Source organism: Saccharothrix saharensis, from assembly GCF_006716745.1.
Classification (GTDB): Bacteria; Actinomycetota; Actinomycetes; order Mycobacteriales; family Pseudonocardiaceae; genus Actinosynnema; species Actinosynnema saharense.
Genome location: NZ_VFPP01000001.1, coordinates 2,782,181 through 2,796,566, shown reverse-complemented (window position 1 = coordinate 2,796,566; position 14,386 = coordinate 2,782,181). Strand labels below are relative to the sequence as shown.

The following is a 14,386-nucleotide window of genomic DNA, read 5'->3' as shown; positions in this document are numbered from 1 at the left end:
CACCCCACAGGTTCGACGACATCTGGTCACGGCTCACGCGTGCAGCCCGGCCCGGCTCAGCGCCTCACCGGGGGAACACCCGAGCTGGCGGCGCAGCCATGCCACTCGAGCAGCGATGGCGTCCTGCGAGAGCGCGGCATGAGGGGCCACGACGTCGAACCCGTGGAAGCCACCGGGCCAGACGTGCAGTTCGACGTGGCAGCCCGCCTGCCACATGCGGCTCGCATGGGCAACGTCCTCGTCCCGGAACGTTTCGGCCGACCCGACGTCGATGAACGTGGACGGCAGGCCGGAGAGGTCCGCGGCGCGGGAAGGCGCGGCGTACCCGGACACGTCCGGTCCTCCGCGCACGCTGCCGCCGAGGAGCGCGTTCCACCCGGTCTCGTTCGAGGAGCTGTCCCAGACGCCGAGGCCGCGCATCTGCCGGGCGGAGGGCGAGTCGTTGCGGTCGTCGAGCATCGGCGACAGGAGCAGCTGGGCCAGGACGGCGGGGCCGTTGCGGTCGCGTGCCATCAAGGTCACACCTGCTGCGAGGCCGCCGCCGGCGCTCGCACCGGCGATGACGATGCGCTCGGGGTCGATGTTGAGCTCGTGGGCGTGATCCGACGTCCACACCAGGCCCGCGTAGCAGTCCTCGACGGGACCGGGGTGGGGTGTCTCGGGTGCGAGCCGGTACTCGACCGAGACCACGGCCATGCCCATCGGTTCGGCCAGGTTCAGCATCTCGACCAGGCCGAACCGGTTGTCCCCGACGATCATGCCGCCTCCGTGGACGTAATAGATCGCCGGGGTCGGCGTCGCCGCGTGCTTCGGCAGGCAGATCAGCAGCGAGATGTCCGGTTCCCCGTCCGGCCCCGGCACCGTCCGCTCCCGCACGCTGTAGGCGCCACCGCGCGAGAGGACCTCGTCGGTCGGGGTCTCCACGCCGGGAACGGGTCCGCGCATCTCCACGATGTTGTCCGGGCGGTACGCGTCGGGTGGGCGCAGGCTGGTCAGCACTTCGAGGACGGGAGCAAGCTCCGGGTCGAAAGGTGGTGGCGGCCCGATCGGCTGGGCGGAAGGCCGCTCCGCGACTTGCTCGGTCATGGGTTCTCCTTGCGGCAGGAGGCGTGATGTCCGCCTGCCGCAGGTCACAGGTCATCGATGAATGTGGGAGGAATCCGGCTCAGACGGTCGGAACGGTCCCGCCGTCGATCACGTACTCGGCGCCCACGATCGCCGAGGCGCGGTCCGAGACCAGGAATCCGACCAGGTCCGCGATTTCCCCGGTGTTCGCGAATCGTCCCAGGGGGACTCCTCCGAGGGAGTCGTAGATGGTCTGCTTGGCTGCTTCACGTGTGCTTCCGCTGCCCTCGGCGATCCGGTCCACGAATCGCTCGTAGGCTTCGGTCTCGATCCCGCCGGGGCTGATCGCGTTGACCCGTACGCCGCGCGGCGCGAGCTCGTTGGCGAGGCCTTTGCTGTACGTGCGCAGAGCAGCCTTCGCTGCCGCGTAGGCCAGGGACGCGTCGTACAGGGGTAGTTCACGCTGGATCGAGGTGAAGTGCAGCACCACGCCCGCCCCGGACTCGATCATCGCCGGGAGAAGAGCCCGATCGAGCCGCACCGCTCCCAGGAAGTTGAGGTTCAGCTCGGTGAGCCACTGGTCGTCGGTGATGACCGCGAACCCACCGGCCGGCGTCGACGACCCTCCGACGACGTGCACCAGGATGTCGAGTGCGCCGCCGGCCTCGGCGATTCGAGAGGCCACCGCGTCAGTGCCTTCGATCGTCGAAGTGTCCGCTTCGATGAACCGGTCGGGGTGCTCGTACCCGTCGGGCATCGTTCGCGCCGTGACGTACACGTCGGCGCCCATCTCTCGCAGCCTCTCCGCGACGGCCTTGCCCGAGCCCTTCGAACCGCCCGTGACCAGCGCCCGGCGACCGTCGAGACGATCGCGATCCGAACCAGACATTTCTCTCTCCACTGAAAATCGGCGTAGCGCGGGTTGGGTCAGGCCGAGTGGTTGGCGATGACGAGCTCGGCGATGAGGTCGTCCCGCAACGCGAACCGGTAGTCGAGTTCGGCGACACCGCCCGGGAAGGTGCCCTCGATCCGCACGGTCACCACCCAGTGGGCATCATCGACGCGGCGAGTGCCGATCTGCTCGGTCGTGTACTCGAACTCGGCCCCGGCGTCCCGCAGGAACGCGTGGACAGCCTCCCGGCCGCGGAAGGTCTCGTCCTGGTCGACGACCACCGCGTCCTCGGTGAGGAACGACGAGGCGGTGTCGGCGTCGTGGACGACGTGGGCGGCGAAGAACCCGCGCACGGTGGCCGGGAGCAGATCGGACGGGAGATCGGTGCGCTGTGTCATGAACCCATCGTGTGACCTCACGGCGTGAGAGGGTCAAGCCGTGGACCCTCTCCCAGGGGGAGAGTCCAGAATGTGCGGGTGCTGACCATCGGGGAATTCTCGCGGTTGACCCACTTGAGCGTGCGGACCCTTCGCCGGTATCACGAGGCGGCCCTGCTGGAACCCGCCGTGGTCGACGAGACCACCGGTTACCGCTACTACGGCGTCGACCAGATCCCGACCGCGCAGGTCATCCACCGGCTCCGCGAACTCGACGTCCCCCTGAGCGACGTGCAGCGGATCCTGCGGACCCCCGACCCAGGTGTCCGGGCGACCCTGGTCGCGGACCACCTGCAACGCCTCGAGGACGTGCTCGACCGCACCAGGGCCGCGGTCGTGTCGCTGCGGCGCCTGCTCCGGCCCGACCCCGCGCCGATCGACGTCGAGCTGCGTGCGGAGCCCGCCCGGACGGTCGCGGCGGTGGAGGCCGTCATCGGGCATCGCGACGTCGCGACCTGGTTCGCAGGCGCGATGGCCGAATTGGAGGCGGCCGTCGGCGCCGCCGCGACCGGACCGCCGGGCGGCTGTTATGACAACGCCCTCTTCGAACAGGAGCGCGGTCACGCGCTCGTCTACCTGCCGACCGCCACGCCACCTCGCGCCGGACGCGTTCACCCCGTGACTCTTCCGGCCGTGGAACTGGCCGTCACCACCCACGTCGGCGAGCACGACGGCGCCGAGGTCACGTATGGCGAACTCGGGACCTGGGTGGTGGAGAACGCGATGTCGGTGGCCGGGCCGGTGCGGGAGGTCTACGCCGTCGGCCCTCGTGACACGAGCGATCCCGCCGCGTGGCGCACCGAGATCGGCTGGCCGGTCTTCCGCGTCACCTGACGCGGTCAATGCTGAGCGGAGTCCTGGACGAAAGAGACAACTACCATGATCGCGGAATCACCGCCGAGATGAGCCTCGAGTCATGTTGAGGTCAGTGGCGGCGGCAATTCCTCAGTCGGTTGGTGATCCGGGTACGGGCCGCCGTCCTGGCCTGCCTTCGGGCCGGGCACCGACCTGTGCGGGATCGTTGTGCAGTCTTACCGCGGTTCTTTCAGGCGCTGTTCGACGGCCCCGGCCGGCGTTTCGCGCTCGGCGACCGGGCCTACCCGCCGACCGCCGCGAGCCGGCTCCGCTCCGACACCCAGGTCCTGCTGACCTGCGGCACCAACGGCCACCGGATGCCCCGCGCCACCATCGAAGCCGCTCGTCGAGGACCTGCGCCGAGCGGGCGCCACGGGCCCGGGGCGCACGGTGCTGACCGGCGTGGACCACGGCCTACGCGACACCGGTCCGAACATTCCGGTCCCCGCTGTCGTGGCCGCCCTGCGCGTCTTCACCGGCGGTCTGCGCTGAACACGACCCGAGCGGCCGGTGGCATGCCGAGGTCTGGACCGCACCAGCGCGCGGTGTCTTCAACCGACGGTGGGCGCGCGGCGTAGGTAGTGCTGGCTGTATCGGCATCGTGCGGCGTGCGGGATCGCTCGGGCGCCGGGATGACGGGGAAGCTGTGCCCGCGAGCCTGAACCTCGGAGAGTGCGTCTCGAAGGTTCGAGTCGGGATCACCGGCAACACCGAGGTGTTCACCCGGGCGCTGTGCCGCCACTCGTCGAGATAGCGGTCCGGCGCCCTGGGGAAGCGAAATGTGAACACGGTGGAGGAAGTGCTGTCGTGACCACCACACCCATCATCAAGTGGCCCGAGAACCAGTTCACGTCCTGGGCGGACCGGGCCCGCCGGTTGACCTGGGCCGCGAATGGGATGAGGTCCTGGACGACAGCGGGTACCCGTTGCACCGGTGGCACGCTCAACGCGGCGCACAACTGCCTGGACGTGCACGTCGAGGAAGGCCGGGGTGACCGCCCCGCGCTGATCTTCGACAGCCCGCAGACCGCGGTGAAGGACGTGCGGCTACCGTCGGCTCCACGAGGAGGTGGTCTCCTTCGCCGGCGCACTCGCCGAACCGGGGCTGCGGAAGGGTGACACGGTCCTGCTCCTCCTGCCTGCCGCGCCGCAGACCGTGATCGCCATGTTGGCCTGTGCCCGATCAGGGCTCATCAACTCCGTGGTGATCGCATCGACGACGCCGGACCGGCCGTCGTCCTCACGGCGTCGGGCGGGTTCGACGGACCTCGGGCCGTCAGCTACAGCCCGTGGTCGAGGCCGCGCTCGACCAATCGCTCCACGCGCCGTCGGCGTGCGTGGTGTTGCAGCGCCCCGCCACCGGGGCTGTGGCACCTGTGGGGTGCCAGAACCTGCACTGAGGCGCTGAGCTGCGGCTATCGCGCACCACGTGCTGCAGGAGCAAGATCGTGAGGCGTGGCACTACGACTGCTGGAGCTGATCCTCGCCCAGGTCGTCGGCAGGATTCTCGATCGCGCCTCGGTAGGTCGTCGTCGCTGGATCACCCCTTGTCCCACACGGTGGCCGTCACGCTGATCGACGGGTTCAGTTCGTTGGGCCCTGGGGTTCGGATCACGGTGAAGTAGCGGACTCGGCCATCACGAGTTCGGAGGCACGCCGTGGTCCCGCGGCGGACGGCTGTCCACGCCTGGCCGAGGTTGGCGTCCAGCAGGTCCGTGCACTGCGACAGATCCGGTGGGATCGCTCCGTCCCACTTGACCATGGCCACGCCGGCGACTTCGGTCTCCGACCCGTAGTAGAGGTCCCCAGTCACGGCTGGGCCGGGCGGGCTTCGGTCGAGCCACCAACCGCCGCCCGTGCCGCCGTAGCCGCCCAGCTTCAGATTGCCCGTCCACCAGACGGTCGCAGGTGCGGGTGTCGGCGTCGTCGTGGCGGTCGGTAATCGGGTAGCCGCAGTGGATGCTTCCGGCGGTGCCGGCGATGTTGTAGTTGTCGCGGTCGTCGCCGTGGTCGTGGCCGTAGTCATCGCGGTGATCGTGGTCGATAGGTGTTCCGTGTCAAGCACCGACGGTTCGGCGGTCGGTCTGTGCCACGTCGCCCAGGTCACGGCCGCTGCCGCCACCACGACCGAGACGCTGACCGCAGCCCACACCCAGATTGGGACGTGCAAGTCGACGTCGTACATCTTGACGTCCCGGCCGGCTTCGGTGACGTGGACGTCGCCGCCAGCCTGGTTCACGTTGGAGCCGTTCGCCGCGCCGCCTATCTGCTTGATCTGCTCCGGTCTCGGTTCGTCGCCGCTCGCCACCGTGACCCCCATCGACTCACATCTGGTCACCATCGATACCAGACAACGCTCGCCTGTCCGGGGTTGACGCGTTTTGGAGGGCGGCGAGCCGCGCGGAGGTGTATCGACAGCCGCGGTCGGCGTGCAGCCGGGGTGCGCCATAGGTGCCCCGCGACTCGTCGTGGATCGCGACGACCTGCGCGGCCAACTCGGCGTCCTGTCGTGACGTTGATGTGCGGACGGGGCACTCAAAGCACCCTCTACGGTGGCCCACCCGGTCGCGTCGGGCGCCATACCGGGCGCGGCGTACCGGATGAGGTCTCCAAGCGTGCTCGCCTACTCGCTCGGCGGGACGGCGCGGCGCGCGGTCACGCTCGCGGTTTCCCCTGTCGCGTCGAGCAGGCGGACCAGGACCCGCCGGGCCGAGTCGGCCGCGTCGTCGCCCGCCAGCTTCGTCAGCCGGTCGTCCAGCTGCCGTCGTACCCGGCGGCTGTCGTCGACGAGCCGCCGACCCCGGTCGGTGAGCCGGGCACGTCGCACCCGGCTGTCACCGGGATCCGGCACCCTCGCGACGTAGTCGAGACGCTCCAGTTCGAGCAGGTGCTTCGAGGCCGCCTGCTGGGTGACGTCGAGGAGGTCCGCGAGTTCGGAGACCGTGGGTGCCCCGTGGATCAGGTGTTGGATGACGTACCCGTGGGAGTTGCGCACGCCGGTGTGGCCGGCCCGGTGCAGCTCCGCGAGGATCGCCCTGTTGGCGGCGCTGCCCGCCAGCCAGGCGAGGGTGGCGATGTCGATGCCCGCCGGGTCGAGTGTGGCCACGAGGTCCAGTATGCGATTGACAACCACGGTTGTACAACTAGGGTTGTGGTTATGGCTCGTGATCCGATCGCCGTGGCGACCGCCCTGCTCCGGGCGCTCGAGGCCGGGCACCGGGGTGAAGACCTCCGGCACCACTTCGCCCCGTCGGCCTCGACCACCGAGCACCCGAACCGCCTCAAGCCCGCAGGCGCCCGCGCCACCCTGGACCAGATGCTCGCCGCTTCGGAGGTGGGTGCCGGACTGCTGGCCCGGCAGGAGTACGACGTGCGCTCGGCCGTCGCGGTCGGCGACACCGCGATCCTGCGCCTGACCTGGAGCGGGGTGGTCGCACGTGACGCGGGCCCGTTCCGCCGCGGCGACGAGCTCGTCGCGCACATCGCGCAGTTCGTCGAGACCGCCGACGGCCTGATCACGTCCATCGAGACCTTCGACTGCTACGAACCGTTCGACGCCCGGCCGTGAACCTCGCGCCGCCGCCGGGACGTCGTCCTCAGGCCTCCGCCCCATGCACCGAGCCATCCACCCGGCACACCGAGTCGATCAAGAACCGTCACGGGCCCGGTTCTTCCACCACCAACACGAATCCAACCCCGCAACTCGTCGACAAGCCCTCCTGTCGTTCGTCCGGAAGGAGAGTCACCATGGAGTTCAAGCGCACGTTATCCGCCGTCCTGTCGACCGTGGCCGGCGTGATCGCCCTGACCACCACCCCAGCCGCCGCCGCACCGGCCCCGGGCGGCGGGGTCTCCGCAGCGGAGATCCGCTGCGGCTTCGAAGCCACGGTCGACAACGTCCTGGCCATTCCCCCGCGCCGCTTCTCGGCCACGCTGGAGGTGACCAACACCGGCTCGACCGGGCTCCGCCCCTGGCACGTCGGGTTCAACCTGCGCCCCGGCGTCACCATCGAGTCCTTCTCCGGCCACGGCAGGTACTCCAACGACTGGGGCTCCATCAGCTTCACCCCCTTCGACTGGAACGACTACCTGCCGCCCGGCGGTTCCGTCCGCTTCGAGTTCGACGGGATCAACCCCGACTGGCCCGCCGTCAAGATCTCCAACGTCGCCCTCAACGGCGTCCTCTGCACCGCCTGACCGTGACACCCGTGTCGCCATCCGCGTAGGCAGCCGCACCGGTTGACTCGAGGACTCGGCCCGGCGCGCCTCCAGTGCGGAGTACTCGAACCCCGCAGAGTTGCGGTCACGTGGATGGTCGAGGTGGGTGCGGTCAGTCCTCCTGCACCAGCATCACCAACCAGCCGCCGTGCGCTGCTTCCGGTTCGACGCTGATCTCGACCGGCTGCCCGGGCACGAGGGTGGCGGAGTCGTACCCGGCGGAGTTGGTGATGCCGGTGGGCGCGTACTGGTAGTTGCTCTGATCGGCGACGGTCTCGCCGCCGATCAGCACGCGGAGGCGGCCGGGTGAGCCGGTCCACATGCCTTGGTGGGTGGTGGCGGCCACCCACGTCCGGTCCGGGGGTGGTCAGGCAGCGGCGGCGGTGCAGGCGGGTGCTGCGGCTGGGGCGGCCACCGCCGTGGTCGTCACGGGCGGGCCGGCGTGTGCCGGGCGGGTGCCGGAGCAGTAGTGGGACGACACCTCGCCGCCGGTGGAGTCGCCGAACGCGAACACCAGGTACGACTCGCCCACGTAGAGCGAGAGCCCGCACATCGATCCGGCGTAGTGGGTCGTCACGGTCACGGTCGCCGGCACGTCGCCCTTGTACTCCTGGTCGACCTGCACGGTGTACGCGCGCAGGTCGTCCCAGACGTAGTCGGGCTTGCCGCGCTCCAGGACGGTGGACGCGGACACGTAGCCGCTGAACACGTGATCGGCCCGTGCGTAGCGCTGTGGTTCGGTGTCATAGGGCAGACAGCTGCACGCACTGGCAGTACCGGTCAGCACTGCGGCGGACAAGACGGCCGCCAGCACCACGGCACCGGTGGCATGAGCGAGAAAACGCAAGCGCGCCAATGAAAGCTCCCCTGGTCGGGTGAACGGTGGCGGTGCTCTTCCAGCGTATCGGTCGACGCTCCGGCAGGCATTCGCCCAGTTGGCACTTCGCCGAGTCGGGTGCCGCACGTCGGCGCCACCACAACCCCGTACCGCTCGAAACGGATGTCGCTGGTAGAGCGAGTGCCAGCGTGTCGAGAGCATGTCCGGGTGATCGTGTCCTTGCTGTTCGAGGTGACCCGGAATCTGCTGCCCGTGCCGGTGGTGATGCTGGGCAGCGAGACGATGAAGGACGCCGAACTGCTTGTGCTGCGGCACGAGAGCGCGGTCCTTCGTCGGCAATCGGCGGGTCGGGCCCGCTGGGAGCCCGCCGATCGGTTCTGATTCGCCGCCCTGTTCGGGCCGGCCGCGCAACGCCCGCCCGATCACGAAGAACACGTAGACCCGCTCGAGGGTGACCGGAACCGTCGTCAGGAGGTGTCGGTGTCACGCTGGGAGCGGGCGGTACCCGCAGACGCTGGAGCTCCTTCGCACGCGGTCCGGTCGGGTGGTGACGGCCGCCGGCACGTCGACCGGGATGGCCGACGTGCACGACGCCAGCACGGTGCCCGGCCCGCACAGGCGGTCCAGCCCACCCGGTCCGGCACCCCGCCCGGGTCGGCGGGCGCCGGTCCGAGCGGCGCCTGGAGCCGCAGGCCGTCGCGCACCCGGTCCGGCCCGGCAACTCCACATCCTCGGCCGCCGATGACCGACGAGCAGAACCAACCAGCCAACGACCCGGACGGCCCCCTGCGCACCACCGACCTGATCGGCCTGGACACCACCCGGGACACCCTGCTGGTGCTGCGCGAGCTGCTGGACGACCCGGCCCACACCCCGTGCCCCCCGGAGATGGTCGAGTCCGGTCGGCTGGGCAAGAAGTCGGGCCGGGGGTTCCACACCTGGCGGCTCTGAGCGGGTCAGGGCACGAAGCGGTAGCCCATGCCCGGTTTCTCGGCGACCCCCGTCCACCGGTGTCGGAGTGGGGTTCAGGGGGGCCGGAGGTGGGCGGGTTCGCGACGCGGCACTGGCTAGGGCTGTTTGACGGCCTGCACGATCCACGCGGCGGACGCGTAACGCACGCCGTGCTCGTCCAGGTGCCGGGCGATGTCCTGCCGTGCGGCCCGGACGACCCGTGCGCGCGTGTCCTGGTCGAGTTCGGCCAGCTGAGAGGCCTGCCGGGCGGTCATGAACGCCAACGCGTCCTCCACGTCGTGGCCGAGCCACACCGGTTCGCTGACGGCGTGCAGCTCGACGTCCGTCATGCCGGCGCCGGTCAGCAGCGCGCGCACCCGGTCGGGGTCGCTGAGCGAGAACGGGTGCGCCCCTGTGGGCGGCGGCTCGGGTACGGGCTCGCCGGCGGCGACCAGCGTGCGGAACGTGGACGCGAACTCGTTGCGCGCCAGCGGTTGCCACGTCAGCAGCGCCATCCGGCCACCGGGTCGCAGGGCGGTCGCGATGTTGGCGAAGGCCTTGTCCGGGTCGCCGAAGAACATTACCCCGTGGCGGCTGATCACGAGGTCGAAGGCGGCCTTGGGGAACGGGTGCACCTGGGCGTCGGTCTGCTCGAATGCGATGTTGGTGATCCCGTCGAGCTCGGCCCGCCGCCGTGCCTCTTCGATCATCCTGGACGACAGGTCCACGCCCAGGGCGTGGGCGGCGCGTCGGGCGGACTCGCGCGTGGACTTGCCGGTGCCACAGCCGATGTCCAGGACGCGGTCGGCGGGGCCCACCCGGGCGGCGTCGAGCAGCCGTTCGTGGTACCGGGCGGCACCTTCGTCGAAGCGGTCGGCGTGGTCGGCCCAGAAGGCGCCCTGGTCGCCGTCCCACGCGGTGAGCTGGTCGGAGTTGGTCGGATCCACCCGCACGGTCATCCGCCAGACGCTACCGCCGCCCCGGCCATTCCGACCCGCGCTCACCCAGGGGCTGTGCGACGTGCTCCACGAGCCCCAGGTACTGGGTTCGGGTGGTCGGGCCCTGTCGCTGGTGGGTTCGGGTATGCGGCGTAGGACGTAGGGAAGTGGGGTGGCTCGTCGGTGGTCTTGTCGCGTTCGAACGGCGGGGGTGATGTTCGTGGGGTGATTGGGTAGGTCTCCCGGTGATGGGGAGGTTGCCGTGGACCGTGGCGTGGCAGGACCGGGTGATGTGCTGGCTGCGGCGGAGAGCGCACCGCCCGTGGAGTCGGTCGAGGTCGTCGCGCGCGACCTGGCGAAGAGGTTCGAAGCCTTCGACGTGTCGTTCCTGCTGGTGGACCTCGTGGGCGGGCAGTTGGTGCGGGTGACCTCGACTGCGGCTGACTCGGGTGGGCGCGCCGTGGAGCGCGTCGAGCTGAGGGACAGCGCCTACGAGGAGGTGCTGCGCACCCAGCGGCCGTGGCAGGAGCGGGACAGTGGCCAGGTGCGGGTCGTGCTGCCGGTGACCAACCGCGGTGACTGCGTGGGCGTGCTGGAGCTGACCGTGCCTGCCCTCGACGACGAGGTGCTTGCGCAGCTGTCGGAGGCCTCCCACACGCTGGCCTACGTCATCGTCACCGACCGTCGGTTCACCGACCTCTACCACTCCAGTCGGCGCACCACCGCGGTGAGCCTGGCCGCGGAGATCCAACACCAGCTGCTGCCCTCGGCGTCCTGCTGCGAGGCCGCCCAGTTCACCGTCGCGGGTGCCCTGGTGCCCGCCGACGACATCGGAGGCGACACCTACGACTACGCGCTGGACCACGACACCCTGCACCTGTCGATCACCGACGCCACCGGGCACGACGTGGCCTCGGCGCTGACCGCGACCCTGCTGGTCGGGGCGCTGCGCGGGGCGCGGCGGGCCGGGTACGACCTGGCCGAGCAGGCGCGGCGGGCCAACCAGGCGCTGCTGGAGCACGGTCGCGGCTCGCTGGCGACCGGGCAGTTGCTGCGCGTGGACCTCGCCGGTGCGGGAGTGGAGCTGGTCAACGCCGGCCACCCGGCGCCGCTGCTGCTGCGCGACGGCGTGGTGGACCCCGTCGGGCTGGAGGTCGACCCGCTCTTCGGCGTCGCCCCGTACCCGTACCGGGTACAGCGGCTGGAACTGCGCCCCGGTGACCGGCTGGTGCTGCTCACCGACGGCATGTTCGAACGCGACGCCGCCGGTGTCGACCTGCACGCGCTGGTCCGCGACACCGACCGCCTGCACCCCCGGGAGGTGGTGCGGGCGGTGACCAGGGCGGTGCGGCACGCCTGCCGCGACCGGCTCCACGACGACGCCACCGTGCTGTGCCTGGACTGGCACGGCACCGACCGCACCCACCGCAGGGCCGACAACGGCGCGGACATCGACACCGCCTCCGATTCGATCCACTTGGCCCACCGCCGGGGGCCGATGAGCTGAAGGAACTGCACCGCCTGGCGCTGCGTCCGTGAAGCGGTGGACCTGCTCGCCGTCCTGGCCGACGACCTCCACGCCGCCGGTGAGCGGGCCTCCCGCCTGGCCTACGCGATCCTCGATGGCACCCTGGTTCCGATCGACCGCGTCGCCGACCAAAAGCCCTCATGCGTTCGATGATCGCGTTCATGCGTGGGGGAAGGACTCCGCTGAGGACGACTTGGATGCCGGCGTCAGCGGGGGTGTCGTCGAACAGGGCGGAATCTGCCGTCGCGGTTGCGGATCAGGAACCGTGCTGTGCAGCCCGTGTCTTCAAGGTCCATGGCGAGGTTTCCGGCGGCTTGGGGATCCGGGAGGTGGTCGTGTGCTCGGTGGCGCCGAGCACCCGGATCCGGCGCCGGCGTGTTCGATGACCGCGAGTACGCACGGGCGGGTACCGTTCAGGCCGGTCCCCGGTCAGGGGCGCAGGAGGTAGCGGAGCAGCTTGCGGCGCTCGGCGGTGTTGTCCGGCCGTGGGTTGAAGACCGCGTCGAGCAGGGGTAGCACCTGGTCGCGGGCTTCGCGGGTGCGCATGATCCGCCTCCACAGCAGCAGGTTGAGGTCGTAGCGCCACTTCGGGGTGGTCGCGAGGCGCAGGACGTTGACGACGTTGCCGCGGGCCTTGGCCGGCAGCGCGTCCAGGTCCCCGGGCGTGGCGAGCAGCGTTTCGGGCAGCACGTCGAGGCCGTGGGCGGTCATGAAGGCGAAGTCGGTGGGCCAGGCCGCCGCCCACAGGTAGTCGACCATCCGGCACCAGCCGCGCAGGAACGTGACCTCCAGCTCGGGCCAGGGGGTGGTGTCGACCGCGCCGAGCACGCCGACCACCACGTCCAGGCACGTCTTGTGCGCCTTCCACAGCGCCAGGCGCGCCGGTTCCAGGTCCGCCGGCCCGCTCGCGCCCAGCAGGGCGAAGTAGGCGCGCCAGTCGGCCACGGCCGCGACGAGTTCCTCCGGCACGACGCCGCCGACCACGTACCGGAACCGGGAACGGGTCGGCGGGTCGGCGATGCGCAGGTGCGGCGCCACCCCGGCGTCCACTGCCGCCAGCCACGGGATGACGTTGAGCGTGTAGTTGCCGTAACCCCAGGGCGAGTCCGGGTCGATCCGCCCGTCCCGCAGGGTGGTGGCGCCGAGCCGGCCGGTGCGGAACTGCCACTGGTGTTGGAACATCAACCCCCACAACGGGTTGTGCCGGTTGTCGGCGCCGAACCTGGTCGTCGCGTTGGTGTTCTCGATCATCAGCCGGTAGGCGGCCATCCGCTGCTCGAAGGAGAACGGGTCGAACGCCTCCCGCAGGTCATCCGCCGTCGTCCAGACCGAGTGCAGGTCGAGGGCGGTCAACTCGTCCGGGTGTGCCATGACCGGGATCCTCCGCGGTGAGTCGGCGACCGAGTCCGATCAGACCTGCCGGAGTGACCGGGGTCCGCCTGGTCCGCGGCCGTGCGATGCGTGACGGGTTTGCCGGTCAGCGTTGTGTGGCGGTCGGTTCCGCCGTGGTGGAGGCGGGGGACCGGCCTTCGGCTTCCCACCGCTCACGCAGGTCGCTGGGGATGGTGAGGGTGGTGGACTGGCCGTTGGTGAGGTTGCGGACGCTGCCGCCGAGCAGGATGGTGCCGGCGCGGTCGAGGATGGTGGTGGCCAGGGTGCTGTTGTCCTCGGCGCGTTCCAGTGCCCGGACCAGGCGGGTGCCGGCGCGCACGACGCCGTTCCAGCCGCGGGACTTCGGCACCTCCATCCAGTCGGCGACCTCGGGGTTGACGACCTGGCGGATCATGGCGGCGACGATGCCGTCGAAGAGCTTGCCGGGGAAGAGCTTCTCGTAGAGGTCGAGCAGGTGCCGGGTGAGCGCCACGCCCTCGGACGACGGCCCGTAGACGGACTCGACCATCGCGGCGCTGAGCTCGCGAGCGTCCTGGATGGACTCCGGGACGGCATCGGCGGGGATTCCGAGCATGGCGCCCGCGGCGCGCCACACGTAGTAGTAGTCCTCCGCCTCCTGTTCGGTGACCGAGATGCCCATGCGGCGCATGCCCTCGATCACCTGGACGGAGAAGATGAAAAGGGCTCCCACCATGTCCTGCTGGCACACCGGCACGCCGTCCACCGCGACGTCCCACTTGCCCGACGAGATGAGGAAGTGGCGCACGGCGGCGTGGATGAGGCGCGTCTTCTGGATGGTGGGCACGAACGACCCGCCCGAGCCGAACGCGTCACGGCCCATCATGTCCATGACGAACTGCGAGGTCTCCGACAGCCGTCGGTGAGGCTGGTTCAACCCGTGGGTCAAGGTGAGCACCCGGGACGCGCGGGCGTGGGCGTAGCAGTTGACCATCGCGCCGAACGTCAGCACGGAGGCGACGTGCACGCCGTCGTCGACGAAGAACTCGTAGGCCCGCGCCACCCGGTCCTGGTCCACCCACGCCGGTGGGTCGTCGGTCGCGACCAGGAACTCCCGCACCGAGTCGGGCAGCAGCTCGGGGATGGGCTGGTCGTTGGCGCGGAAGTGCGCCAGCACCTCGTTGACCACGCCGACCCGGCCGGTGGCGACCAGGTCTGCCACGACCGCGTCGGCGAGCGGGTCGCCCTGGAACTTCAGTGCCTCGAAAGCGGCTGCATCGACCACCGTGACCACCAATCACCTCGGGGTTATCA

Annotated in this window: 18 protein-coding genes and 1 pseudogene; 9 read left to right on the top strand and 10 right to left on the bottom strand. The window is 70.3% G+C overall.

Going from position 1 to position 14,386, the window contains the following annotated elements:
• Positions 1-33: 33 nt before the first annotated feature.
• The 3 genes from FHX81_RS11435 to FHX81_RS11425 all read right to left on the bottom strand — a co-directional run bounded on the left by FHX81_RS11435 (position 34) and on the right by FHX81_RS11425 (position 2,355).
• The gene (locus FHX81_RS11435) at positions 34-1,086 is read right to left on the bottom strand and encodes an alpha/beta hydrolase (protein WP_141977686.1); all 1,053 of its coding nucleotides are present in this window, start codon (positions 1,084-1,086) and stop codon (positions 34-36) included.
• A 79-nt stretch (positions 1,087-1,165) separates the two neighbouring features.
• Positions 1,166-1,954 (bottom strand): SDR family oxidoreductase, encoded by a 789-nt coding sequence (locus tag FHX81_RS11430; RefSeq protein WP_141977684.1) that lies wholly within the window; start codon positions 1,952-1,954, stop codon positions 1,166-1,168.
• 38 nt (positions 1,955-1,992) lie between these two features.
• The gene (locus tag FHX81_RS11425; RefSeq protein ID WP_141977681.1) at positions 1,993-2,355 is read right to left on the bottom strand and encodes a nuclear transport factor 2 family protein; all 363 of its coding nucleotides are present in this window, start codon (positions 2,353-2,355) and stop codon (positions 1,993-1,995) included.
• 78 nt (positions 2,356-2,433) lie between these two features.
• On the opposite strand from FHX81_RS11425, the gene FHX81_RS11420 reads away from it, so the two are divergent.
• From FHX81_RS11420 to FHX81_RS42975, 3 genes are all read left to right on the top strand, one after another.
• Positions 2,434-3,228 carry a MerR family transcriptional regulator gene (locus FHX81_RS11420; RefSeq protein WP_141977678.1) on the top strand — a complete coding sequence of 265 codons (795 nt, stop codon included), beginning with the start codon at positions 2,434-2,436 and terminating at the stop codon, positions 3,226-3,228.
• A gap of 828 nt (positions 3,229-4,056) precedes the next feature.
• A complete protein-coding gene (locus tag FHX81_RS40465) occupies positions 4,057-4,368 on the top strand; it encodes a hypothetical protein (protein WP_170231852.1) in 312 nt (103 codons plus the stop codon).
• Positions 4,319-4,657, top strand: a complete 339-nt coding sequence (locus FHX81_RS42975) for an AMP-binding protein (RefSeq protein WP_141977676.1) — start codon at positions 4,319-4,321, stop codon at positions 4,655-4,657. The genes FHX81_RS40465 and FHX81_RS42975 overlap by 50 nt, the downstream gene beginning before the upstream one ends.
• Before the next feature lie 132 nt (positions 4,658-4,789).
• On the opposite strand, the gene FHX81_RS11410 is transcribed toward FHX81_RS42975, so the two are convergent.
• Both FHX81_RS11410 and FHX81_RS40460 read right to left on the bottom strand, forming a co-directional pair.
• Positions 4,790-5,569, bottom strand: coding sequence for a hypothetical protein (locus FHX81_RS11410; RefSeq protein WP_141977674.1), 780 nt, complete (start codon positions 5,567-5,569; stop codon positions 4,790-4,792).
• Positions 5,570-5,872: 303 nt separating this feature from the next.
• Positions 5,873-6,355, bottom strand: a complete 483-nt coding sequence (locus FHX81_RS40460; RefSeq protein ID WP_170232016.1) for a MarR family winged helix-turn-helix transcriptional regulator — start codon at positions 6,353-6,355, stop codon at positions 5,873-5,875.
• 51 nt (positions 6,356-6,406) lie between these two features.
• Between FHX81_RS40460 and FHX81_RS40455 the strand changes: the two genes are divergently transcribed.
• Positions 6,407-6,817 (top strand): nuclear transport factor 2 family protein, encoded by a 411-nt coding sequence (locus tag FHX81_RS40455; protein WP_170232015.1) that lies wholly within the window; start codon positions 6,407-6,409, stop codon positions 6,815-6,817.
• Positions 6,818-6,996: 179 nt separating this feature from the next.
• Positions 6,997-7,446 (top strand): cellulose binding domain-containing protein, encoded by a 450-nt coding sequence (locus FHX81_RS11400; RefSeq protein ID WP_141977670.1) that lies wholly within the window; start codon positions 6,997-6,999, stop codon positions 7,444-7,446.
• A 133-nt stretch (positions 7,447-7,579) separates the two neighbouring features.
• Here the strand turns inward: FHX81_RS11400 and FHX81_RS11395 are convergent, their stop codons facing one another.
• Both FHX81_RS11395 and FHX81_RS11390 read right to left on the bottom strand, forming a co-directional pair.
• A complete protein-coding gene (locus FHX81_RS11395) occupies positions 7,580-7,813 on the bottom strand; it encodes a hypothetical protein (protein WP_141977668.1) in 234 nt (77 codons plus the stop codon).
• A 21-nt stretch (positions 7,814-7,834) separates the two neighbouring features.
• Entirely contained in the window at positions 7,835-8,506 is a 672-nt protein-coding gene (locus FHX81_RS11390) for a hypothetical protein (RefSeq protein ID WP_141977666.1), read from the bottom strand.
• Between the two features lie 6 nt (positions 8,507-8,512).
• Here FHX81_RS11390 and FHX81_RS11385 point away from each other — a divergent pair, with 6 nt between their 5' ends.
• Entirely contained in the window at positions 8,513-8,686 is a 174-nt protein-coding gene (locus tag FHX81_RS11385) for an integrase (RefSeq protein ID WP_246107763.1), read from the top strand.
• Between the two features lie 360 nt (positions 8,687-9,046).
• Entirely contained in the window at positions 9,047-9,256 is a 210-nt protein-coding gene (locus tag FHX81_RS11380; protein ID WP_141977664.1) for a 3-hydroxyacyl-CoA dehydrogenase family protein, read from the top strand.
• Between the two features lie 116 nt (positions 9,257-9,372).
• On the opposite strand, the gene FHX81_RS11375 is transcribed toward FHX81_RS11380, so the two are convergent.
• A complete protein-coding gene (locus FHX81_RS11375; protein WP_141977662.1) occupies positions 9,373-10,215 on the bottom strand; it encodes a class I SAM-dependent methyltransferase in 843 nt (280 codons plus the stop codon).
• A gap of 241 nt (positions 10,216-10,456) precedes the next feature.
• Between FHX81_RS11375 and FHX81_RS11370 the strand changes: the two genes are divergently transcribed.
• Together FHX81_RS11370 and FHX81_RS11365 are read left to right on the top strand one after the other, a co-directional pair.
• Positions 10,457-11,701: a PP2C family protein-serine/threonine phosphatase gene (locus FHX81_RS11370; protein ID WP_141977660.1), complete on the top strand. Its 1,245-nt coding sequence runs from the start codon at positions 10,457-10,459 to the stop codon at positions 11,699-11,701.
• Between the two features lie 9 nt (positions 11,702-11,710).
• Positions 11,711-11,860 (top strand): annotated as a pseudogene (locus FHX81_RS11365) (IS5/IS1182 family transposase); the annotation flags it as partial.
• A gap of 291 nt (positions 11,861-12,151) precedes the next feature.
• Here the strand turns inward: FHX81_RS11365 and FHX81_RS11360 are convergent.
• Both FHX81_RS11360 and FHX81_RS11355 read right to left on the bottom strand, forming a co-directional pair.
• On the bottom strand, positions 12,152-13,093 hold the full coding sequence (locus FHX81_RS11360) for a Leg1-related protein (RefSeq protein WP_141977658.1): 942 nt from the start codon (positions 13,091-13,093) through the stop codon (positions 12,152-12,154).
• Between the two features lie 106 nt (positions 13,094-13,199).
• A complete protein-coding gene (locus FHX81_RS11355; protein ID WP_246107762.1) occupies positions 13,200-14,357 on the bottom strand; it encodes an oxygenase MpaB family protein in 1,158 nt (385 codons plus the stop codon).
• Between the last annotated feature and the right edge of the window lie 29 nt (positions 14,358-14,386).

Coding starts and splice junctions, on each gene's coding strand:
- FHX81_RS11360 (WP_141977658.1), bottom strand. CDS start 13,093: ATGGCACACCCGGACGAGTTGACCGCCCTCGACCTGCACTCGGTCTGG.
- FHX81_RS11435 (WP_141977686.1), bottom strand. CDS start 1,086: ATGACCGAGCAAGTCGCGGAGCGGCCTTCCGCCCAGCCGATCGGGCCG.
- FHX81_RS11430 (WP_141977684.1), bottom strand. CDS start 1,954: ATGTCTGGTTCGGATCGCGATCGTCTCGACGGTCGCCGGGCGCTGGTC.
- FHX81_RS11380 (WP_141977664.1), top strand. CDS start 9,047: ATGACCGACGAGCAGAACCAACCAGCCAACGACCCGGACGGCCCCCTG.
- FHX81_RS11390 (WP_141977666.1), bottom strand. CDS start 8,506: ATGCTCTCGACACGCTGGCACTCGCTCTACCAGCGACATCCGTTTCGA.
- FHX81_RS11410 (WP_141977674.1), bottom strand. CDS start 5,569: ATGGGGGTCACGGTGGCGAGCGGCGACGAACCGAGACCGGAGCAGATC.
- FHX81_RS11375 (WP_141977662.1), bottom strand. CDS start 10,215: ATGACCGTGCGGGTGGATCCGACCAACTCCGACCAGCTCACCGCGTGG.
- FHX81_RS11400 (WP_141977670.1), top strand. CDS start 6,997: ATGGAGTTCAAGCGCACGTTATCCGCCGTCCTGTCGACCGTGGCCGGC.
- FHX81_RS11425 (WP_141977681.1), bottom strand. CDS start 2,355: ATGACACAGCGCACCGATCTCCCGTCCGATCTGCTCCCGGCCACCGTG.
- FHX81_RS40455 (WP_170232015.1), top strand. CDS start 6,407: ATGGCTCGTGATCCGATCGCCGTGGCGACCGCCCTGCTCCGGGCGCTC.